Genomic DNA, 19,864 nt, shown 5'->3' on the forward strand with positions numbered 1-19,864 from the left:
GGCATGATCGAGGAAAATATCATGCAGCGCGCCGATCCCGAATGGCAGCGCGTCCGCATCGCCGGCCGGGTCAAGGAATCGGAACGGATCATCTCCCTGGAACTGGTGGCTGCAAGCGGTGGCGATCTTGCGCCGTTCGAGGCTGGCGCGCATGTCGACGTGCGGATCAGCCCAACAACTACGCGGCAATATTCGCTTCTGAACAATCCTTCCGAGCGGCATCGGTACCGGATAGGAATCTTGCGCGAACGCGAGTCCCGTGGGGGGTCGGAAACGATCCACGGTTCCTTCTTGCCGGGGCTGGAAATCGAGGTCTCACCACCGCGAAACCATTTTCCGCTCAACCCGGATGCCAGCGAGGTTCTGTTGCTCGCTGGCGGTGTTGGTGTGACGCCGATCATGTCGATGGCACAGAAGCTTGCCGAAGATCGCGTACCCTTCACCATGCATTATTGTGTGCGGAGCGAAACGTGCACCGCTTTTGCCCGTGAACTGTTGGACGGACCATTCGGCGATCGGGTGGTCCTTCATATCGATACGGGACCCGAAGCGCAGCGGTTCTCCGCCATGGATGCTCTCAAGGGAGTGCAGCCGGGCTCGCATCTCTATGTCTGCGGTCCTGGAGGTTTCATCGATCATGTAGTGAAGATGGCGGCGTTCGCTGGATGGGAAGGGCACCAGATCCATCTTGAGCGCTTTACCGCCGCTCCTTTGGTCTCTGAGGCCTTTACAGTCGTGGCGCAGCGTAGCGGCATTGAGGTTCAGGTCTCTGTTGGCCAGCGCATTTCGGAGGCCCTGCGCGAGGCTGGCGTCGAGATCGAAATGTCTTGCGAGGCAGGTGTGTGCGGCACCTGTTACACGCGGGTGCTGGAAGGGGAGCCCGACCACAAGGACAGTTTCCAAACCAATGCCGAATTGGCTGCGAACGAGGGAATAGCAATCTGCTGCTCGGGCTCGAAGTCGCCTCGGCTGGTGCTTGATGTCTAAACATCGGCGAAGGTAGGGACGATCTCGCAGCAATGACATTTTGACGGCGGATCGCAACAACTTCTAGCTTACGAAGTTCGGGGCGGAGATCGAAGCGGTGATGGAGGCTGTTGGGCCTGATGCCGGTTTTGTGGAACGCAGTTAACCGAGACTAATTCTCGGCCCTGGTGCACCTCTGGCGAGTGAGCCATCGGAAGCCGATCGCCTTAGACTCCGGCTTCCACATTCCAGCGAACCTGAAGACGTTCTTCAGGAGCTCTTTCCGATCGCGTGGATCATCCCACGCAATTCTGCCATTGCCTTGACCAGTCCGATAGGCGTGTATCCCGGTACGAAGTCCGCTCTTTCCTGATCGTAGAGGATTCGACAGGCGTGGTCTGCGCGGTAGGGGATCTCCCAGTCGGCAATGCCTTGCCTGCGCCTGCGTGCCTCTTCCGCCATCAGAAGCGTGAGAACATCGTGGAGGTCGAACGCGCCTGTGCCGCCCAGATGCTCAGCCTCGGTGAAGCTTCCGAATTCGTCACGGAAACGTATGCGCCGGGGATGGGCATAAAAGATGCGCTGACCGAACCTGTCGATGAAATCCGTCAGCACATTGTCGCGCCTGCTGGCGAGAGAACCCGAGCAGAAGATCATGCCGGCGCGCGGCGACGACACGCCATCGAAGATTCTCGCAAAATCTTCCAGGGTGCTGGCGATGCGCGGCAGGCCGCACAATGGAATCGGCGGATCGTCGGGATGGATGGCAAACACCGCTCCCTCCGCCTCGCACGTGCGCGCCACCTCGCCGAGGAACTCGATCAGGTTTTGCCGATAGGCTTCGGTTCCCACCTTTTGATAGGCACCGAGCAATGAATGGAACTCGCCGCTGCCATATTGCCCGGGACCGCCTGGCAGGCCGCGCGTAAGCATGGTCAGCAACTCCTGCCACCGTTGCGCTGGTGTTTCGTGATGGCGCCGGCGGGCCGCCACGGCGAGTTCCGGATCGATCTCCTCCTCGGCGCCGGGCCGCTTCAGCAGATGGATGTCGAACACCGCAAAATCGACAGCATCGAAGCCCAACGCCTCGGCGCCGCTTTCAAGCCTTGTGTCCAGCCCGGTCCGAACCCAATCGAGCAGCGGCATCACGGTAAAGTTGATACGGCGTACGCCCGCTTGCGCCAGCCGCCGCACCGTTTCCTGGAAATTTGCGGTCAGCCTCGCGCTGCTCTGGCGGCCCAGCTTGATGTCGTCGTGAATGGCGATGCCGCCGAGCGTATCCCATTCCAGCGGTGTTTGCCCGGTGGGAGCGGTCTGGACAAGTCTCTTCAACTCGTCGATAGCATCTGCCTCCCACAGGCATCCAGGGGGCAGGTGGGACAGGCTGGCTTCGATGCTGGTCGCACCCGACTGGCGTATCCAGTCGATCGTCATCGGATCCTGTGGACCGAACCACCGCCATGTTGCGCGCATCGAGTTGTTTCCTCCCTTACTGAAATGAATTTTTGGACCGCTGAAAGAAAAATTTGCACCATGGCGCGCACGCCCGAAGTAATCCCTGCCGAGGCTCCATGCTGAGCCTGCGCGAAATACTGGATTGGGAAATCCTCTCCGGCCACACGGTCATAGCCGGCACAGGCTCTCTGGCCGTCGATGTCCGGTCGGTCACCGTCATCGACGCTCCTGATGCGGTGAACTGGGTAAAGCCGCACGAATTCGTCGTGACCAGCACCTATCCGGTCCAGCAAAGCCCGGATGCGCTGGTTGTCCTGATCGAACAGCTCGCCGCGCGCAATGCCGCGGGTCTTGGCGTCAAGCTGACGAGGTACCTGCGCGAATTTCCCGACAACGCGTACCGCCGCGCCGAGGAGCTTGGATTTCCGATCATTTCCCTGCCGGGGCCGCTGGCGTGGAGCGATCTGATCGGCAGGGTGTTTTCCCATGGCGGTCAGCAACAGGGCAAGGAAGCGGCTTATCTCAGCGCCATCTACCGCGCCTTTTCGCAGCATCGGACGGGCATTGGCTCGCTGCGCGAGCTGTTCGAACTGGTGGCCGGCTTCATCAATCTGCCGGTGGTCCTTGCCCTTGAAAATGAAGCGGGCTTGCAGATCGAAAGTCGGGGGGTCACGGCGGCGGAGGCTGAAATGCTGGCGGAAGCCCTCATCGAGGGTGCGGCGACGGGCGCCCAGCCGGACGACGTACCTCTGCGCATGACGGTCGCTGGCACGAAGGTCGTGGTGGCGCGTTCGGGAATGGGGGCGAACGGCGGCGGCATGGTGGCTGTCATCGAGCGCGAACTGAGCGCTTCCGAGCCCGACCTCGAGTGCTTGCGCCTCTCCGTACACCTCCTGCTGACGCTGGTGGACGCCAATGCTGGCACGCGCGCCAATCTTGCGAGCAATGCAAAACTGCTCGGCGATCTGCTTGATCCCATGCTTTCGCGCGAAGCCAGGAATGTTCTCATTGCCAAGGCTCTGCCTCCGGCAAATGGATGGCATGCGGTGGTTGCCCGCATTTTTGATGCCGATACGCTCGATGGCGCACTGTTCAGGCTGCGCCTGCGCCAGTTTTCGCGGCGCCACAAGGCGTTGTTGCTCGAGGAAGAGGATGGCAGCGAGTACGTCATTGCCGTGCCGGTGCCAGGAGCCGATCCCCGTTCCAGCGAAGCCGTGCTGCGCGAACTGCATCAGGTTTTCGAGCGGCAACTCGAACACGCCGATGGCCTTCTCTATGGTCTTGGCCAGTCCGGACCGGCGGACCTGTCCGAGGTAGCTATCCTGCGGCGTGAGGCCAGGGAAGCAATGACTTTCGGCATCAGGCTGAACGGCTTCAATCGCATCAGCCGGCATGAGGACATGCTGCTGCTGCGGCTGCTCGCGCATCCGTCCGTCATCGAGGAAAGCCGCCCTGGCTTCCTGCGACTTCTCGAACCGCTGCTGGCCATGGGCGACCAGGGAGCGACGCTCATGGAAACGATGAAGGTATGGCTGCGGGAGGATGAAAGCATGCCTCGCACCGCCGAGCTTCTGGGCCTCCATGTCAACACGGTCCGCCAGAGGCTGGAGCGATGCCGCTCGGTGCTCGGCCTGACCGATTTCAGGACCGATACGCGGCTTCGCCTTTACGCGGCACTGCAGCTTCTTCCCATGCTGACGAACGCAGAGGGCTGAAGCAGAAACGTTCCTGCCAGCCCTCCGCGCTGTGCTCATTGGACGATGTTTTCCAGCGTCCCGATGCCCGAGATCTCGACCTCGATCCGGTCGCCAGACTGCATCGGGCTCACACCCGAAGGGGTTCCGGTGATGATGACGTCGCCCGGCTCGAGCGTCATGATCGAGCTGACGAACTCGATGATGAAGGACGTCGGGAAAATCATGTCTGCCGTGGTCGAGTCCTGCCGGACTACCCCGTTCTGGAGGAGACGGATGCTCTGGGCATCAGGGTTCAGATCCGTTTCGATCCATGGTCCCATGGGCTTGTAGGTGTCGAACGACTTGGCCCGCGTGAATTGCTTGTCCTTGAGCTGGAGGTTGCGGTTCGAAACGTCGTTGGCGCAGGTGTAACCCAAAACGACCGATGCAGCCTCGGCTGCCGGAACGTTGCGGGCGCGTTTCTTGATGACAATGGCAAGCTCGGCCTCGAACTCGACGCGCTGCTCGTGACTGTCCAGAACGATTGCCTCGCCGGGGCCGATGATCGCCTGCGGCGAGCACATGAACAGCATCGGTTCGTCGGGGAGCGGCAGGCCGGATTCACGGGCGTGCAGGACGTAGTTGAGCCCGACGCAGACCAGTTTGCCCGGCTTCACCGGAGCAAGAAGCTTGACCGCGGCAAGCGGCAGGGCATCCGCCGACGGCACAATCTCGCCGAAAGGACCGTCGGGCAGGGTGCGCACCCCATCGTTGTCGAGCAGGCCCCAATGCTCGGCGCTGTTATGGGCAAAGCGTACGATCTTCATAACTATGTCCTGTGTGGGTCAGTGCTTGTCGTAATGTCGATTCAGCCAGCGGATGGACTGCGCCATCGCCGCTTCGGCGTCGGGAACCTGGAAATGCTCGGCGGTGATCCAGCCGTCGTAGCCGATCGCGTCGAGGTCGTTCAGGGCGGCGGCGATATCCCAGTCGCCATGGCCGACGGCCCGGCGGTCGCTGTCGCAGACATGGTAGTGCCAGAACAGGTCGCCAGCCTTCCGAAGGCTGTCGCGATGCACTTCCCCTTGGATGGTGATGTGGGCCAGATCGAGCATCAGGCCGATGTTCGCCCGCTCAAGGCCTCGCACGAAACGCAGGGCTTCGGCCGTGCCCATCAGGAAGTTTGCATATTGATGGTTGACGGGCTCCAGAACGATGGACGTATCGGGGCGCGCGTCCGCGGCCGCCTGCATCCCCTCGATGACCCACGCTTCGGTCTGGTCGCGCGCGATCCCGTCGAGATAGCGACCGCGCATGCGCCCGACATTGACCATGGCACCGAAGCGTGCCGCCAGGTCCATGGCCGCGATCATTCGCTCCAGCGTCTCGGCCCGGCGTGCCGGATCGGGGTCGGCAAGGGAGAGCTTGTCCTCGCCGTAGACTTCACCCGTGCAGATGGCTGGCATGGCGAGGCCCGCATCTGCAAGCTGACGCTCGATCAGGCCATGATCGAGGGCGCGGGGATCGCGCACGAGGAGCTCGACGCCGTCATAACCCAGTTCGCGGATTCGGGCGAAACAGGCCGAAGCGTCGCCCTGTATCGCGGTGACCCGTGCCGGCGCCACTTCCGGAGTGGCGTACATGTAAGCGAGCTTCATTGCATGAAACTCAGGTCGTTGCGCTTGACCATCTCCGCATGGATCACTTCCTTGCGCAGCACGCTGACATTGGGGATGGCGAACTCCTGTATGTGGAAATATTCGGCCTTGCCTTTTTCGCCGCGCGCGGTGCGCATCACGAGATCGACCAGTTCCTCCCCGACCTGGCGCAGCGATTTCGTGCCCTCCAGAATGTCGCCTGCGCTGATGTCGATGTCGTCGGGCATCTCGCGGAAGACGCGGTTGTTGGAGCTTACCTTCAGAACGGGGGCGATGGCCGAACCCGAAGGCGTGCCCTTTCCAGTGGTGAAGAGCACCATGTGGGCGCCACCGATGATCTTGCCGGTCACCGACGATATGTCATAGCCGGGCGTGTCCATGATGATGACGCCCTTCTCGTGAGGTTGCTGGCCGTAGTCGACGACCTCGGTGATCGGGCGCGTGCCTGCCTTGTAGATGCAGCCGAGCGACTTTTCCTCGATCGTCGTCAGCCCTCCCTCGATGTTTCCGGGCGAGATGAACACGCCGCTGTCGTCCTCGGTGCTCATCGACAGCTCGATCTCGTAGGCCTTGATGCGGCGCATGAGTTCGTCGCGCACCTCGGGCGTCTTGCCGCGGCGATAAAGGACGCTTTCGGCGCCGACCATTTCGGTGAGCTCCGACAGGATGACCGTTCCGCCTGCGTCGACGATGATGTCGGCGGCCTCGCCCACGGCTGGGTTGGCCGTGAGCCCGGAGAAGGCATCCGAAGAGCCACATTCGAGGGCAATGATGAGTTCGGATAGATCGCCTTCGTCCGTCGGCTGTACCGCCAGCTCGGCCGTCATGCGTTCCACGATCTCTACCCCGGCGTCCGAGGTCGTGCGCGAGCCGCCGGCTTTCTGGACGACCAGCCGCTCGACCGGTCGCCCCGATGCCTTGATGGCATCGAACACTTTCGAGCCGGATGCGGTTTCGCAGCCGAGGCTCACCACCAGCACCGCACCGACATTCGGGTGCACGCCATGGCCGATGAAGGCCTCTTCGGTGGTGCGGTTCTCTTCCGCGTCGAAGGTGCAGCCATAGGGATGCATGAATGTCGCGGCACCGGTGCGGTTGGAAATGTCCATCGCGACACGGTTGACGCAGGCCACTGTGGGGATGACCAGCACATGGTTTCGGATGCCGATGCGGCCGTCTGGCCGACGATAGCCTTGGAACTTCATGACAGCGCTCCTTTCAGCCTATGAATGGCGCCGGGCCTTGACGCCCCAGCAGTTGTGCGTGTGAACATGACCGCCCTCGGCTATGTCCGCGGTCGCTTCGCCGATGACCTCGCCGTATTTCAGGATTTGCTCGTGTTCCTGGATCGGCCGGATTGCGAGCTTGTGGCCCGCCGGCATGTCGTTGCGCGCGATGATCTCGCGGGTTTTCCCCTGTCCGGTGATCAAGACGGCATCGCCGGCCGCGACTGGCCCGGTCAGCGTCGCGACATGATCCTGCGCACGTATAAGAATTGCCGTTACGGGCATCTCAGGACATCTCCATTGAAGCTTCGTTGAAAAGGGTCGGGATCGCGGCCAGAAGCTGCTTGGTGTAGTCGTGACGCGGGGAGGACAGTACCTGCGATCCCGTTCCGGTCTCGACGATCTGGCCGTGCTGCATCACCGCGATGCGATCGCACATCCGCGCTGCGACCCTGAGGTCATGGGTGATGAAGAGCATGGCGAAATCGAGTTTCTTCTGAAGCTCCTCGAACAGGTCGAGCACCTGCGCCTGAACCGACACATCGAGCGCCGACACGGGTTCGTCCGCGACGATGAGGACCGGGTCCATCGCCAGCGCCCTGGCGATGCCGACGCGCTGGCGTTGTCCGCCGGAAAATTCATGCGGATAGCGGTTGGCCGCATCTGGCTTGATGCCGACCAGTTCCAGCAGTTCGCGGGCACGGCGCCAGGCTGCGTCGCGTGCAACGCCCTGCGTCATGGGACCGATGGCGATCGACTGCCCGATGCTCATCTTCGGATTGAGCGACGAGAAGGGGTCCTGGAAGATCATCTGCACACGTCCGCCACGCTTGCCCTTCATCGCGCGGTGCCGGTTCAGCTCCTCGTCGGCAAAGACGAGGCTGCCGCCGTCGGGGGCTTCCAGCCCGACCACGCATCGTCCCAGCGTGGATTTGCCGGAGCCGGATTCGCCGACGATCCCGAGTGTCGAGCCCCGTTCGAGCGTGAAGCTGACACCCTTCAGGGCTTCCAGCTTGCGTTGCGCCTTGAACAGCCCCGACGACAGGAAGTAGGTCCGCTGGAGGTCCTTGGCTTCAAGCAGCGGCCTGGCCGCATTCTCGGGGCGAGGCGTCGCCGTTCCGGTGGGAATGGCCTCGATGAGTTGGCGGGTGTAGGCGGAGGCGGGGTTGCTCAGCACCTCGCGCGCCGGACCCTGTTCCTCGATGACGCCATTGCGCATGACGATGACGTCGTCGGCGATCTCGGAGACCACGCCGAAATCATGGGTGATGAAGAGCACGCCCGTTCCACGCCGCTCGCGCAGCGAAGCGATCAGCTTGAGGATCTGCGCCTGGGTTGTGACATCCAGCGCGGTGGTCGGCTCGTCGCAGATCAGCAGGCGCGGCTCGAGCATCATCGCGCAGGCGATCACCACGCGCTGGCGCTGCCCGCCCGAGAGACGGAAAGGGTAGCTCTCATAGAGCTCCTCCACCCGCGGCAGTCCGACGTCACTCAAGGCGGCAAGGGCACGGCGGCGACGTTCGACGGCGGGCAGGGACAAGTGGACTTCCAGCACCTCTTCGAGCTGCGCCCCGATCTTCATCAGCGGGTTCAAGGCGGCCATCGGCTCCTGGAAGACCATGCCGATCTCGCGGCCGCGCAAGGCGCGCATTCCCGCCTCGTCGAGTTTGAGAAGATCGAGCTCGCCGAAATGGATCGATCCGGCTTTCGCCTCCAGATGCGGACGTGGCAGCAGACCCATGATGGCATCGGCAACGGTGGATTTGCCGGAGCCGGACTCACCCACGATGCAGACCGTGCGGCCCGGCATGAGGTTGAAGGATGCGCCGGAGACCGCGAGCTGGCGATCCGAGCCCTTGGGCAGCGAGATGTCGAGCCCCTGGACCCTGAGCAATGGAGTGGCGTCGGTCGACATGGCCATCACCTGTTGCGCGAATGGATGTTGAGAGCGTCATTGAGCGCTTCGCCTAATACGTTCAGCGCCAGCACGGTTATGGCGATGGCAAGCCCCGGGAAGGTTGCCATCCACCATGCCTGGCGCAGAACCGTGCGCGAGGCGCCGATCATGAAGCCCCAGCTCATCTGGTTGGGATCGCCAAGGCCGAGGAAGCTGAGGCTCGACTCCAGCAGGATGGCGGTCGCCACCATCAGAGAGCCCATGACGATGATGGGAGAGGCCACGTTGGGCAGAATCTGCCGGAACATGATGGCGAGCGCGCTTTGGCCCTGAAGCTTGGCCGCCAGCACGAAATCGCGGCTGCGCAGCGACAGGAACTCCGCCCGCACGAGGCGCGCGACCGGCGGCCAGGAGACGATGCCGATCGCCATGACGATGGAGCCCACGGAAGGTTGCAGGACAGCGACAAGAACCAGCGCCAGCGCGAAGCTTGGCACGACCTGGAATATCTCGGTGAAGCGCATCAGCGCGCTGTCGACGTGGCCGCCGCCATAGCCGGCGATTGCGCCTATGACGACACCAATGAACACCGAAACAACCGTCGAAACCAGCCCGATCAGCAGCGAAACCCGGCCGCCCCACACCAGGCCCGCGAGAATGTCGCGGCCGGTGGTGTCGGTTCCCAGCGGAAAACGCATGTCCGACATTGGGGGCAGAAAGGGGCGTCCGCCCATTGCCCATGGCCCGCGCGGGAACAGCAGCGGCGCCAGCAACGATATTGCGACGATGCCGAAGATAACGATCACGCCGATCCACACTTCCGTGCGGGTGAACATGCGGCGAAGGACGGAGTTCGCGATCACAGTGCAATCCTCGGATCGATCACGGTGTAGATGAGGTCCGTGATGATGTTGAAGACGATGGCCAGCGCCGCCGCGACCAGGAAGGCGCCGAGCAGCAGGTTGTAGTCGCGTTGCAGCAGTGCATCGAACATGAGCCTGCCGATGCCGGGCCAGGCGAAGACGGTTTCGGTCATGATCGCGCCACCGACCATGTTGCCGGCCTGCAGCCCGGCAAGCGTCACCACCGGCAAAAGGGCATTGCGCAAGACGTGGCGGAACTGGATCCGCGTTTCGCCGGCACCTTTTGCGCGTGCGGTCTTGACGAAGGCCATCTGCGCCATTGCCATCATGTTGGCGCGTGTCATGCGGGTGTAGACGGCGATGTAGAAGAAGGAGAGGGCCAGCGTCGGCAGGATGAGATGCTTGGCGACATCCAGTGCGGCGGCCATGCCGGTAAGGTTGGCGCCGACGGAGCTGTAGCCGAATGCGGGCAGCCAGCCGAGCTGAATCGAAAAGACCAGAACCGCCATCAATGCCAGCCAGTACATGGGCGCGGCGTAGAAGATCAGCGCGGCAAAGCCGATCGCCCGGTCCACCCAGCCGCCGGGTCGGCGGCTGGCGAGCACGCCCAGCCCCACCCCGACAACCAGCGAAAACACGAAGGCGCAGACCGTCAGCAACAGCGTTGCAGGCAGCCGGTCGGCAATCAGTTGCGCAACCGTTTCCTGCTGGCGGTAGGAAAAGCCGAGGTCGAGCGTGCCAATGCGCGAGATGTAGGTCCACCACTGCACGAGAAGCGGCTGGTCGAGCCCGTACTGGATGCGCAATGCGTCCAGGAACCGCTTGTCGACCGCGCCCGCTTCGCCCGCCATCACGGCGACGGGATCGCCCGGCGCGGCGCGGATCAACAGGAAATTCAGGGTGGCAATGACAAAGAGCGCAACCACGCCCTGCACGATGCGCCCCAACAGAAATTTCAGACGGTTCACACTCTTCGCCCCTGAACAAAACCTCATGGCAGCCCGGGAATGCCGGGCTGCCAACTGACGCTGTTTGCGCGTCCTATTCGACCCGGGCGCGCCCGAGGCTATCGTTGAGGCCGACTGCCGACGAGATCAGGTTCTTGATGTTCGAGCGGTGGATCGTCGGCCAGATCATCTCGAACAGCCAGGCGAGGGGGACTTCCTCGGCGATAAGCGCCTGGGCGTCCTGATAGATTTTCGCACGCTTTTCCGGATCGATCTCGATCGCACCCGCGTCGAACAGCTTGTCGAGTTCAGGGTTGGAGAAGGCCGAAACGTTGTTCCAGGGCGAACCCTCGATGATGTTGGATGTCGTGTAGAGACGTGCGACACCCAGCGCCGGGTCGCCATACTGCGACATGTACGAGAAGGCGATGTCGTAGTCCTTCTCGCCCAGGCGCTGGTTCCAGCCAGCGACGTCGGTGGCGGTGAGCTCCACCTGGATGCCGGCCTCGATGAGGTTCTCTCGCGCGATTTCCGCAAGCCGCTGCCAGGTTTCGCCATAGGGCAGGGGCAGCAGGCGGATCGGGCTGCCGTCATATCCGGCTTCGGCGAGCAGTGCCTTGGCCTTCTCGACGTCGCGCGGGTACTGCTTGATGTTTTCCGAATAGAACCTGGTCGAGCTGTTCCATGGGCTCGGCGCGACCTTGGCATAGCCGAAGAAGGCGATGTCGCGCATGTTCTCGCGGTCGAGCGCATACATGATCGCCTGACGGATGCGCTTGTCCTGGATCCACTTGGACCCGTTGTTGAGCCACAGGAAGCATTGCGACCCCTGGAATTCCCAGCCCTTGGTCGTCAGTTCCGAGTTCGGCAATTCGGCGAGACGCTGCACGTCGAAATATTCGACAGCGCCGCCCGGCAGAACGTCGACCTTGCCGGTTTCATAGGCGGTCGCGCGGCTGGCGCCATCGGGGATGACGTGGAAATAGACCGCGTCGATCGTCGGCACGCCTTCCTCGTGATAGGTCTCGTTGGCGACCAACTTGAGGTACGAGCCCCTCTGCCATTCACCGAACTTGAGCGGACCGGTTCCGATGGGAGCGTTGTTGACCGGATTGGTGTTGTAGTCCGTGCCTTCGTAAAGATGCTTCGGAAGCATCGGCATCGAGCCGACCTCGAAGGACTGGATGAAGGGCGCGAAGGGGGTCTTCATCTTGAAGTCCACCTTGTAGGGCCCGTCTGCGGTGATGCTCTCCACTGCCTTGAGGAAATTACGGACGCGCGGATGGGTCTCGCGCAGCATCTTGTCGACGCTGAAGACCACGTCTTCCGAGGTGAAGGGCTTGCCGTCGTGCCACAGCACATTTTCCTTCAGCTTGAAGGAATAGAACATGCCATCGGCTGCTTCTTCCCAGCTTTCGGCCAGCAGCGGGTGCGGTTTCAGGTCGGCGTCGAAACGCAGCAGACCTTCGAAGATGTTGCCGCCGACCATCTGCGAGGGCACGTTCTGATAGATGCCGATCATGATGCCGGGCGGCTCGGGCTGGACCACCACATTGAGCACGCCGCCCTTGGCTTGCGCCTGGGCCATGAGGGGAATGCCGCTGAGCACCCCGGCGCTGACGGTGGCAGCGGAAATCTGCAGGAATTGACGACGATCGAGTGACATTGAAACTCCTCCTGGAAAAAATCGTTGGTCCCTCTTGGCGGGAACTTGGATGTTGGGCGCCGGCCCTGACGCTCAGGATCGGCGCGGGACGTCTCCCCCGTTATTCGGGCGAGCGCAGAAAGCGGCGGGCCATTCCCGTGTAGATGCGGCGGGAGGCCAGAAAATCCGAAAGGTCGAGGCTCTCGTCCGTCTGGTGCGCCTCTCCGGGGTCGCCGGGGCCCAGTATCAGGATGTCGGCGCCGAGAGATTGCAGAACCGAGCCGTCGGTGAAGTAGCTGGCGCCACCAGCTTCGCCGGCAGGCGCGCCCAGTTCATGCCTGATGTCCAGAGCCGTGCGAACGATCGCACTGCCGGCTGGAGTGTCGAGCGCCGGCAGGGAGTTGATCGTCTCGACGACGATCCTTCCGCCCTCGTATTCGGTTTCGATTTCACGCGCGATCGTTCGTATCGCCGCGAGGATGTCGTCGTGGCTCTGCCCCGGAAGGGTGCGCATGTCGAATTCGGCGACCGCGCGGTCGGGGATGACGTTGACCTGCGTGCCGCCCTGCAGGCGGGTGAGGCAGATGGTCGGCCGGCCCAGAAGCGGGTCGGATGCGGCGAGAGCGTCGAGTTCGAGCAGCCTTTGGCGAAACCGGACCACCATTTCCAGCGCATTGAGACCCATCTGCGGCATCGAGCCGTGGCTCGTGCGCCCGGTTGCCGTGAAGCTCAGCCACAGCGCGCCCTTGTGGCTGCGCACCGCCCGGTTGGAGGTCGGTTCGGCAATGATCATGGCGTCGAACGGGGCGAGGCTGCCGTCGCTGGCCATCAGCCTCGCGCCTTCGGAGCCGGTTTCCTCGCCATAGGTCACGGCCAGCGAAAGCCGGCCCGACCAGTCATCACGGGCGTGCAGGTCGAGGAAGCTGGCGATGAGGGCGGCAAGGCCGCCCTTCATGTCCGCGCTGCCGCGCCCATAGATGCGGCCACCCGCGACCGTCCCTCCGAATGGCGACTTTTTCCATTCGCGGTCGCCGAGGGGCACGGTGTCGCAATGCCCGCAAAAGACCAGGTGCGGGCCCGCACGGCCGCTGTCGAGGCTCGTGACCAGATTGGCGCGTCCGTCATCCCCCTGGATCGTTGTCGATGCGACGCCACGCTCGGCAAGATAGCTGTCCAACTCGGCCACAAAGCCTTGTTCACGGCCCTGCAATGCCGTCGTGTTGTGCTGCAACATCCACTGCAGGAGAGATATGCAATCGTCATCCGACAGGATGCCCGACTGGATAGTCGAAAGCGAACTGTCTTGTCTGGCAGGTTCTGGACGGGATTGAAGCACGTTTGTTACCTCGTTGGATAACAAACAGCGTAGTCACTCTCGTCATATGCTGTCCATTGTGCTTTTATACATTGAGGATATTCTTAAATGTATAAATGTACATAACAAGATTGGAATTAGGTCGAGGGATTTGACTGGTCGCACTTGGCATTGCCGCCAGTAGCCTCCGAGCGAAAATTGGGAAATAGCCCGAGGGCGGGCTGAAGCAACAGGGGTACGAAAGGGTCTTGTCGTCCTCCCAGGGCCAGGTTGACGCAGTCAATTGACGTCCTGCAGGCCCCTGATCTTTTCATCGAAAACGCCGCTTGACCTTCCAGTGCTGGAAGGGTGCAAGGTCCAATTCACGGAGAGAGTAACTCGGGGGGAGAATTACATGTGCTCTAATCATCAGCATCACGACGACGTCGCGGCGGACGCTTCGGTCAAAGGCGTGACCTTCAAGGTCGACGACATGACCTGCGGTCATTGCGCCGGCATGATCAAGAAGGCGCTCGAGCACACCTTGCCGGGTGCTGCGTTTTCGATCGATCTTGCAAGCAAGCAGGTGACAGTCGCCGGCGATGCAGCGATTGCCGAAAAGGCCATCCAGACAGCCGGCTACCAGCCCGAGCGCCTCGCTCACTGATCTATTCGGTGCCGGGCTGCCCGGCACCCGACCACTGACACACGGGGACGTCCGCGCGCCACAGGCGTGCGGCGAACGTTTTCGGCTACCCTGCGAGATGTGCAAGCGCAGCAGCGGGCCCATGGAATGAACTCCGGCAAGAGGCCAAAATGCGCGACGAAACCCGTCTCCTTCACACCGCTGTCGACGAACAGCCCTTCAACGCGTTGACGCCAGCGGTCCACCGCGGCTCGACCATCGTGTTCCCGACGGTTGAGAGTTTCCTCGCCCGCCACACGCAGTTCTACGACGGCTATTCCTATGGGCTTTATGGCCACCCGGCCTCCAGAAACCTGGCGACCCAGATCGCCGCGCTCGAAGGCGGCGCCCGCAGCCTCATCGTGCCGTCGGGCATGGCGGCGATCATGGTCACCAATCTGGCGCTGCTTCGCGCCGGCGATCATGTTCTCTTGCCGGACGCCGTCTATGGACCGTCGCGTTCGTCAGCCGAAAAGTTCATGTCGGGTCTCGGGGTCGACGCAACGTTCTATGATCCGCTGATCGGCGCCGGCATCACCGCCCTGATGCGCCCGAACACCAAGCTGGTGTGGGTGGAATTGCCGGCCTCGTTTACGATGGAGGTCCAGGATCTCCCGGCGATAGCCAAGGCCGCCCATGCCCACGGCGCGCTTGTCGCCGCCGACGGCACCTGGGCCTCGCCGCTGGGTTTCAAGGCGCTGCACCATGGCGCCGACATTGCGGTGCAGGCACTGTCGAAACATATCGGCGGCCACTCGGACCTGCTGCTGGGCAGCGCCACGGTCGCCTCGGAGGAGTTGTACCGGCGCATCAAGGACGCCAGCCGCTTCCTCGGGCTGGGCGTTTCACCCGACGATTGCTTCCTGGCGCTGCGCGGCCTGGGCACGCTAGCCGCCCGGCTGGAGCGCCAAAGTACTGCCGCCTTGAAGATCGCCGAGCGTATTGCCGAACATCCGAGCGTTGCTCGCGTGCTCTATCCACCGCTGCCCGGCGATCCGGGGCATGCGATCTGGCAGCGTGACTTCCGAGGCGCGAGCGGCGTCTTTTCCGTGGTTCTGCAGCCGCGTGACGATCGCCATCTGTCGACCTTCATCGAACAATTGCGCCTGTTCCGTATCGGCGCGAGTTGGGGCGGCCTCCACAGCCTGGTCGCGCCCGTGCAACTCGAAGGCGCCCGCACAGTATCACCCTGGCGCGAAGAGGGGCCGCTCGTTCGCTTCAGCATCGGCCTCGAGCATCCCGACGACCTGTTGGAGGACATCGAACTCGGGCTCGACCGCTACGGCTTCCACCGGGAGGCGGCAGCCGAATGACCAAGGCTCTGGGCGCGCTGCGCTCCGGGAAACAGACGCGAAAATAAGATCACTGGGAGGAGGAGAACTGTCATGAAAAGACATGCGTTTTGGGGACTCGTCGGACTGGGCATCCTGGCCACGCCGGCTCTCGCCGGCGAAGGCGACAGGGTCAATGCGATCAAGTCGCGCGGTGAACTCGTTTGCGGCACCAGCACCGGCACGACCATCGGGCTGAGCACGCTCGACGCGTCGGGCAAGTGGGCCGGCCTTGAGATCGACTATTGCCGCGCGGTCGCTGCGGCGATGTTCGGCGATGCCACCAAGGTCAAGTTCGCACCGCTGGAATTCAAGAACGCGTTCGCCGCCCTGCAATCGGGCAGCGTCGACATGCTGGCACGCGCGGCGGCCTGGACCTACTCGCGCGACACGGAAATGAAGTTCGACTATGCCGGCGTCTATATGTATGACGGCCAGGGTTTCCTGGTGAAAAAGAGCCTCGGCGTCAGCAAGCTCGCAGAACTCGGCGGCGCCTCGGTCTGCGTCTCTGCCGGCACCACGTCAGAGCTCAACCTGTCCGATTATTTCAGGTCGAACGGCCTCGAATACACGCCGATCGTTGCCAACAGCCGCGAGCAGAACCTCGCCAATCTCGAGGCCGGGCGCTGCGACGCCTACACCAACGAGCGTGGTGGACTGGCCGCAAGCCGCCTCGGACTTGGCGCTCCCGACGACTATGTGATCCTGGAAGAGATCATCTCCAAGGAGCCGCTGGGCCCAATCGTCCAGCAGGACGACCCGGCATTCCGCGACATTGCCAGTTGGACCCTGTTCACCCTGATCGCCGCCGAGGAAAAGGGCATCACGTCAGCCAACGTAGCGGAGATGGCCGCTTCATCCGAGAACCCCGAGATACAGCGCATGCTCGGCAAGACCGGCGATTTCGGTGCCAAGCTCGGCCTGGCCAACGACTGGGTGGTGAAGGTGATCTCGTCCGTCGGCAACTACGGCGAGATCTTCGACCGAAACCTCGGCAATGGCAGCCCCGTCAAGCTGGCGCGCGGCCAGAACGAATTGTGGTCCAACGGGGGTCTCCTTTACGCTCCCCCAGTGCGCTGAGGTCACCCATGGCTGCCTCGGACCAGGACATGGCTTCAGGCCTGTGGAGCGGCGCGGACGGCAGCGATGCCGATGCGCGTCCCCAACTCGGCCCGAGGCAGCGGTGGGCGCGACGCAAGGCGATCCTGCAGCAGGCGGCGGTGCTGTTGCTCGTCGCCACCCTGGCGGTCCTCTTGGTCCGCAACACCGTTGCCAACCTTCAAGCCCGCGGCCTGGCCTCGGGCTTCGATTTCCTCTGGCAGGAAGCCGGCTTCAAGATGGCGTTCAGCCTGATTGCGGTCGAGCCGACTTCCACCTACGGCCGGGTGTTCCTCGCCGGTCTGCTGAACTCCCTGCTGGTCGCGGCGATCTCCATCGTCGCCACCACCATCCTGGGATTCATCATCGGGCTTGCGAGGGTCTCCCCCAGCACCCCCGTGCGCCTTGTCGCCAGGGGCTATGTCGAGGTCGTGCGGAACCTGCCTCTTCTGCTGCATCTGCTGCTTTGGCAGACGGTAATCCTGCGTTCGCTGCCAACCGTGCGGGAGGCGATCGGATTTGGCGACGTCGCCTTCCTCAGCAACCGCGGTCTCTACCTGCCGGCGCCGGTCGCCGGCGGTGCCGCCGCGATCCTGACGGCGGCCGTCATGGCGGGCCTGGCTGCGATCGTCGTGGGATGCGTGGTCCGGCGGCGCGCCCGGGCGCGCGGCGAGACCCCGCCGCGCTTCGGTCTGGCGCTCGTCGCCGGCGGCCTTGTCGGCAATGCCGCCGCGATCTCTACCCTCGATTGGCAGATCCCCATGCTCGCCGGCTTCGACTACCGCGGCGGGCTCAAGTTGATGCCGGAGTTCGTATCACTGGTTGCAGCGCTTATCATCTACAACGCCGCCTTCATCGCCGAGATCGTCCGGGCGGGCGTGCAGTCGGTCGGACGGGGACAGAAGGAGGCGGCACTGGCACTTGGCCTGTCGTCGAAGCTGATCCTGCGGCTGGTCATTGTCCCCCAGGCGCTGCGGGTCATGATACCGCCGCTGGCCAACCAGTATACCCACCTCATCAAGGCGTCGGCGCTTGCCACCGTGGTGGGTTTCCCTGATCTGGTGAACGTCTTCCTCGGCACGTCGCTCAACCAGACCGGCCGGGCCGTTGAGATCGTCCTCATCACAGCTTTCGTCTATCTCACTCTCAGCGCCTCCGTCGCGCTGGCGACGAGCGCCTATGCACGTCGCGTCAAGCTGGTGGAGCGCTGATCAATGGCCACGTCTTCGCTTGTTCGCTCCCCGGTTTCGCAATCGCCGGTGACGGCCGCACGTCGACTGCTTGCGGTCGTCGTTGCCAATCCCTTCGGCACGGCGGTCAGTCTCGGCCTGGCCTACCTCGCCTGGACGCTGGGCGGGCGGATCGTCGACTGGGCCTTCGTCGAGGCCACGTGGGTCGCCTCAAGCCGGGCCGAATGCAGCCCGGACGGCGCTTGCTGGGCCTTCATCGTCAACCGGCTTCCGCAGTTCGCCTTCGGCTTCTATCCCGAGGCAGAACGCTGGCGGGCCTGGATCGTGCTGCTTGCCCCGCCGCTGCTGCTGGCACTTGCGATGGCGCCCGACTTCAAGGGTCGGCGCAAGGTCCTGATCGGGGGATTCTGCCTCTATCCGGTCGCTGCCTTCGTGATGCTTTCCGGTGGCGTGCCGGGTCTCCAGCCGGTTGCCTCGGACAAATGGGGCGGCCTGCTGCTGACGATGGTGGTCGGCATCGGCGCCTTCGTGTTCTCGTTCCCGATCGCGATACTTTTGGCGCTGGGACGAACCTCGCAACTTCCCGCGGTGCGCCTGCTCGCCACCGGCTTCATCGAGTTCTGGCGCGGCATGCCGCTCATCGCCATCCTGTTCATGTCGGTGATCATGCTGCCGCTGTTTCTGCCACCGGGCGTCGAGTTTCCGCGCCTGACGCTCGCCATGACCGGCATCACGCTCTATTCCGCCGCCTATCTCGCCGAAGTCGCGCGGGGCGGCCTGCAGGCCGTCGGGCGCGGCCAGAGCGAAGCGGCAAACGCGCTCGGCTTCGGCTTCTGGGCGACCCAGGGCTACATCATCATGCCCCAGGCCCTGCGCGCTGTGCTGCCTGGCATCGTCAATTCGGCAATCTCGCTTCTCAAGGACACGACCTATGTCATGGTCGTGGGTCTGTTCGACCTGCTCAACATCGTCACGGCGGCCCTGTCGGATCCGAACTGGCTGGGTCTCGCCACCGAAGGCTACGTGTTTGTCGGCCTCGTGTTCTGGTCGCTGTGTTTTGGGCTGTCGCAGGTAAGCGCCCGGCTGGAACGTGATTCCGAGCGCGCCCACTCCCGCGCGCCAAGCGGCGAAAGGAAACCGCAATGAGCGTCAATGCCACCATAGCGGTGCGTTCGTTGTCCAAATGGTACGGTTCGTGGCGTGCTCTTCGCGACATTTCCCTGGATATCGCAGGCGGCACCTGCACCGTCCTCTGCGGTCCCTCGGGCTCCGGAAAATCGACGCTGCTCAGGTGTCTCAACGGGCTTGAGGAATGGCAGCAAGGCGAGGTCGCGATCGGCGGCGTCGCTGTCGGCTACAAGGCCCGTGAATTGCGCCGTCTGCGCCGCGACGTCGGCATGGTGTTCCAGCATTTCAATCTGTTTCCGCATCTGACGGTGCTGGACAATGTCACGCTGGCGCCCCGGATCGTTCGCGGCAGGAGGCGTGGGGAATCTGAAGATCATGCCATGCATCTTCTCGAACGCGTTGGCGTTGCCGAGCATGCCGGCAAGCTTTCTTCCGCCCTTTCCGGAGGCCAGCAACAACGCGTCGCCATCGCCCGCGCTCTCGCCATGCAGCCCCATGTCCTGCTGTTCGACGAACCGACATCGGCGCTCGACCCGGAATCCGTGAAAGAGGTGCTGGACGTGATGATCGACCTCGCCAGGTCCGGCACCACCATGGTGGTCGTGACGCACGAGATGGGGTTTGCCCGTCGGGTCGCCGGGCGCGTGATCTTCATGGACAAGGGAAGCATCGTCGAGACCGGTGCGCCTGACGAATTCTTCGATTGCCCGTGCACCGATCGCGCCAAGGCGTTCCTCGGCGACATCGTCAACCGTTGACGACCTGGCGGCTGACGGGACCGGTCTTTGCGGCGATCTGGACTGTA

The 19,864-nt window shown here is 63.1% G+C and carries 18 protein-coding genes; 8 read left to right on the forward strand and 10 right to left on the reverse strand.

What is annotated here, in order from left to right:
- The first annotated feature begins 3 nt into the window (after positions 1 to 3).
- Positions 4 to 987, forward strand: a complete 984-nt coding sequence (locus GGQ99_RS01240; protein ID WP_210307723.1) for a PDR/VanB family oxidoreductase — start codon at positions 4 to 6, stop codon at positions 985 to 987.
- 249 nt (positions 988 to 1,236) lie between these two features.
- On the opposite strand, the gene uxuA is transcribed toward GGQ99_RS01240, so the two are convergent.
- Complete coding sequence (uxuA, locus tag GGQ99_RS01245) at positions 1,237 to 2,439, reverse strand: mannonate dehydratase (protein WP_281379855.1); 1,203 nt, start codon at positions 2,437 to 2,439, stop codon at positions 1,237 to 1,239.
- A gap of 98 nt (positions 2,440 to 2,537) precedes the next feature.
- Between uxuA and GGQ99_RS01250 the strand changes: the two genes are divergently transcribed.
- Complete coding sequence (locus tag GGQ99_RS01250) at positions 2,538 to 4,136, forward strand: PucR family transcriptional regulator (protein WP_183260103.1); 1,599 nt, start codon at positions 2,538 to 2,540, stop codon at positions 4,134 to 4,136.
- A gap of 35 nt (positions 4,137 to 4,171) precedes the next feature.
- On the opposite strand, the gene GGQ99_RS01255 is transcribed toward GGQ99_RS01250, so the two are convergent.
- The 9 genes from GGQ99_RS01255 to GGQ99_RS01295 all read right to left on the reverse strand — a co-directional run bounded on the left by GGQ99_RS01255 (position 4,172) and on the right by GGQ99_RS01295 (position 13,567).
- Positions 4,172 to 4,924, reverse strand: coding sequence for a fumarylacetoacetate hydrolase family protein (locus GGQ99_RS01255; RefSeq protein WP_183260104.1), 753 nt, complete (start codon positions 4,922 to 4,924; stop codon positions 4,172 to 4,174).
- Positions 4,925 to 4,942: 18 nt separating this feature from the next.
- Positions 4,943 to 5,755 (reverse strand): sugar phosphate isomerase/epimerase family protein, encoded by an 813-nt coding sequence (locus GGQ99_RS01260; protein ID WP_183260106.1) that lies wholly within the window; start codon positions 5,753 to 5,755, stop codon positions 4,943 to 4,945.
- Positions 5,752 to 6,960, reverse strand: a complete 1,209-nt coding sequence (locus GGQ99_RS01265) for a UxaA family hydrolase (RefSeq protein ID WP_108607481.1) — start codon at positions 6,958 to 6,960, stop codon at positions 5,752 to 5,754. The genes GGQ99_RS01260 and GGQ99_RS01265 overlap by 4 nt, the downstream gene beginning before the upstream one ends.
- Positions 6,961 to 6,978: 18 nt before the next feature.
- Positions 6,979 to 7,266 carry a UxaA family hydrolase gene (locus GGQ99_RS01270; RefSeq protein ID WP_108607482.1) on the reverse strand — a complete coding sequence of 96 codons (288 nt, stop codon included), beginning with the start codon at positions 7,264 to 7,266 and terminating at the stop codon, positions 6,979 to 6,981.
- A gap of 1 nt (position 7,267) precedes the next feature.
- The gene (locus GGQ99_RS01275) at positions 7,268 to 8,896 is read right to left on the reverse strand and encodes a dipeptide ABC transporter ATP-binding protein (RefSeq protein WP_183260108.1); all 1,629 of its coding nucleotides are present in this window, start codon (positions 8,894 to 8,896) and stop codon (positions 7,268 to 7,270) included.
- Between the two features lie 5 nt (positions 8,897 to 8,901).
- Positions 8,902 to 9,714 (reverse strand): ABC transporter permease, encoded by an 813-nt coding sequence (locus GGQ99_RS01280; protein WP_183262321.1) that lies wholly within the window; start codon positions 9,712 to 9,714, stop codon positions 8,902 to 8,904.
- Positions 9,715 to 9,737: 23 nt separating this feature from the next.
- On the reverse strand, positions 9,738 to 10,709 hold the full coding sequence (locus GGQ99_RS01285) for an ABC transporter permease subunit (protein WP_183260111.1): 972 nt from the start codon (positions 10,707 to 10,709) through the stop codon (positions 9,738 to 9,740).
- A gap of 73 nt (positions 10,710 to 10,782) precedes the next feature.
- The gene (locus tag GGQ99_RS01290) at positions 10,783 to 12,354 is read right to left on the reverse strand and encodes an ABC transporter substrate-binding protein (protein WP_183260112.1); all 1,572 of its coding nucleotides are present in this window, start codon (positions 12,352 to 12,354) and stop codon (positions 10,783 to 10,785) included.
- 100 nt (positions 12,355 to 12,454) lie between these two features.
- Complete coding sequence (locus GGQ99_RS01295) at positions 12,455 to 13,567, reverse strand: M20 family metallopeptidase (protein WP_183260115.1); 1,113 nt, start codon at positions 13,565 to 13,567, stop codon at positions 12,455 to 12,457.
- Between the two features lie 475 nt (positions 13,568 to 14,042).
- Between GGQ99_RS01295 and GGQ99_RS01300 the strand changes: the two genes are divergently transcribed.
- The 6 genes from GGQ99_RS01300 (at position 14,043) to GGQ99_RS01325 (ending at position 19,817) form a co-directional block, all read left to right on the forward strand.
- Positions 14,043 to 14,294 (forward strand): heavy-metal-associated domain-containing protein, encoded by a 252-nt coding sequence (locus GGQ99_RS01300; protein WP_108607486.1) that lies wholly within the window; start codon positions 14,043 to 14,045, stop codon positions 14,292 to 14,294.
- A gap of 149 nt (positions 14,295 to 14,443) precedes the next feature.
- Complete coding sequence (metC, locus tag GGQ99_RS01305; protein ID WP_183260117.1) at positions 14,444 to 15,625, forward strand: cystathionine beta-lyase; 1,182 nt, start codon at positions 14,444 to 14,446, stop codon at positions 15,623 to 15,625.
- Positions 15,626 to 15,697: 72 nt separating this feature from the next.
- The gene (locus tag GGQ99_RS01310; RefSeq protein WP_108607488.1) at positions 15,698 to 16,723 is read left to right on the forward strand and encodes an amino acid ABC transporter substrate-binding protein; all 1,026 of its coding nucleotides are present in this window, start codon (positions 15,698 to 15,700) and stop codon (positions 16,721 to 16,723) included.
- 29 nt (positions 16,724 to 16,752) lie between these two features.
- The gene (locus GGQ99_RS01315; protein ID WP_183260119.1) at positions 16,753 to 17,952 is read left to right on the forward strand and encodes an amino acid ABC transporter permease; all 1,200 of its coding nucleotides are present in this window, start codon (positions 16,753 to 16,755) and stop codon (positions 17,950 to 17,952) included.
- Between the two features lie 3 nt (positions 17,953 to 17,955).
- Positions 17,956 to 19,077 (forward strand): amino acid ABC transporter permease, encoded by a 1,122-nt coding sequence (locus tag GGQ99_RS01320; RefSeq protein WP_183260122.1) that lies wholly within the window; start codon positions 17,956 to 17,958, stop codon positions 19,075 to 19,077.
- Entirely contained in the window at positions 19,074 to 19,817 is a 744-nt protein-coding gene (locus GGQ99_RS01325; protein ID WP_183260124.1) for an amino acid ABC transporter ATP-binding protein, read from the forward strand. The genes GGQ99_RS01320 and GGQ99_RS01325 overlap by 4 nt, the downstream gene beginning before the upstream one ends.
- Positions 19,818 to 19,864 lie beyond the last annotated feature (47 nt).

It is taken from the genome of Aminobacter niigataensis, assembly GCF_014200015.1.
Taxonomy (GTDB): domain Bacteria; phylum Pseudomonadota; class Alphaproteobacteria; order Rhizobiales; family Rhizobiaceae; genus Aminobacter; species Aminobacter niigataensis.

What these genes read in the sequence shown, in the direction of transcription:
- GGQ99_RS01300 (WP_108607486.1), top strand. Translation starts at nt 14,043, where the DNA reads ATGTGCTCTAATCATCAGCATCACGACGACGTCGCGGCGGACGCTTCG.
- GGQ99_RS01270 (WP_108607482.1), bottom strand. Translation starts at nt 7,266, where the DNA reads ATGCCCGTAACGGCAATTCTTATACGTGCGCAGGATCATGTCGCGACG.
- uxuA (WP_281379855.1), bottom strand. Translation starts at nt 2,439, where the DNA reads ATGCGCGCAACATGGCGGTGGTTCGGTCCACAGGATCCGATGACGATC.
- GGQ99_RS01295 (WP_183260115.1), bottom strand. Translation starts at nt 13,567, where the DNA reads ATGTTGCAGCACAACACGACGGCATTGCAGGGCCGTGAACAAGGCTTT.
- GGQ99_RS01265 (WP_108607481.1), bottom strand. Translation starts at nt 6,960, where the DNA reads ATGAAGTTCCAAGGCTATCGTCGGCCAGACGGCCGCATCGGCATCCGA.
- metC (WP_183260117.1), top strand. Translation starts at nt 14,444, where the DNA reads ATGCGCGACGAAACCCGTCTCCTTCACACCGCTGTCGACGAACAGCCC.
- GGQ99_RS01320 (WP_183260122.1), top strand. Translation starts at nt 17,956, where the DNA reads ATGGCCACGTCTTCGCTTGTTCGCTCCCCGGTTTCGCAATCGCCGGTG.
- GGQ99_RS01275 (WP_183260108.1), bottom strand. Translation starts at nt 8,896, where the DNA reads ATGTCGACCGACGCCACTCCATTGCTCAGGGTCCAGGGGCTCGACATC.
- GGQ99_RS01255 (WP_183260104.1), bottom strand. Translation starts at nt 4,924, where the DNA reads ATGAAGATCGTACGCTTTGCCCATAACAGCGCCGAGCATTGGGGCCTG.
- GGQ99_RS01325 (WP_183260124.1), top strand. Translation starts at nt 19,074, where the DNA reads ATGAGCGTCAATGCCACCATAGCGGTGCGTTCGTTGTCCAAATGGTAC.
- GGQ99_RS01290 (WP_183260112.1), bottom strand. Translation starts at nt 12,354, where the DNA reads ATGTCACTCGATCGTCGTCAATTCCTGCAGATTTCCGCTGCCACCGTC.
- GGQ99_RS01250 (WP_183260103.1), top strand. Translation starts at nt 2,538, where the DNA reads ATGCTGAGCCTGCGCGAAATACTGGATTGGGAAATCCTCTCCGGCCAC.
- GGQ99_RS01310 (WP_108607488.1), top strand. Translation starts at nt 15,698, where the DNA reads ATGAAAAGACATGCGTTTTGGGGACTCGTCGGACTGGGCATCCTGGCC.
- GGQ99_RS01315 (WP_183260119.1), top strand. Translation starts at nt 16,753, where the DNA reads ATGGCTTCAGGCCTGTGGAGCGGCGCGGACGGCAGCGATGCCGATGCG.
- GGQ99_RS01240 (WP_210307723.1), top strand. Translation starts at nt 4, where the DNA reads ATGATCGAGGAAAATATCATGCAGCGCGCCGATCCCGAATGGCAGCGC.
- GGQ99_RS01260 (WP_183260106.1), bottom strand. Translation starts at nt 5,755, where the DNA reads ATGAAGCTCGCTTACATGTACGCCACTCCGGAAGTGGCGCCGGCACGG.
- GGQ99_RS01280 (WP_183262321.1), bottom strand. Translation starts at nt 9,714, where the DNA reads ATGTTCACCCGCACGGAAGTGTGGATCGGCGTGATCGTTATCTTCGGC.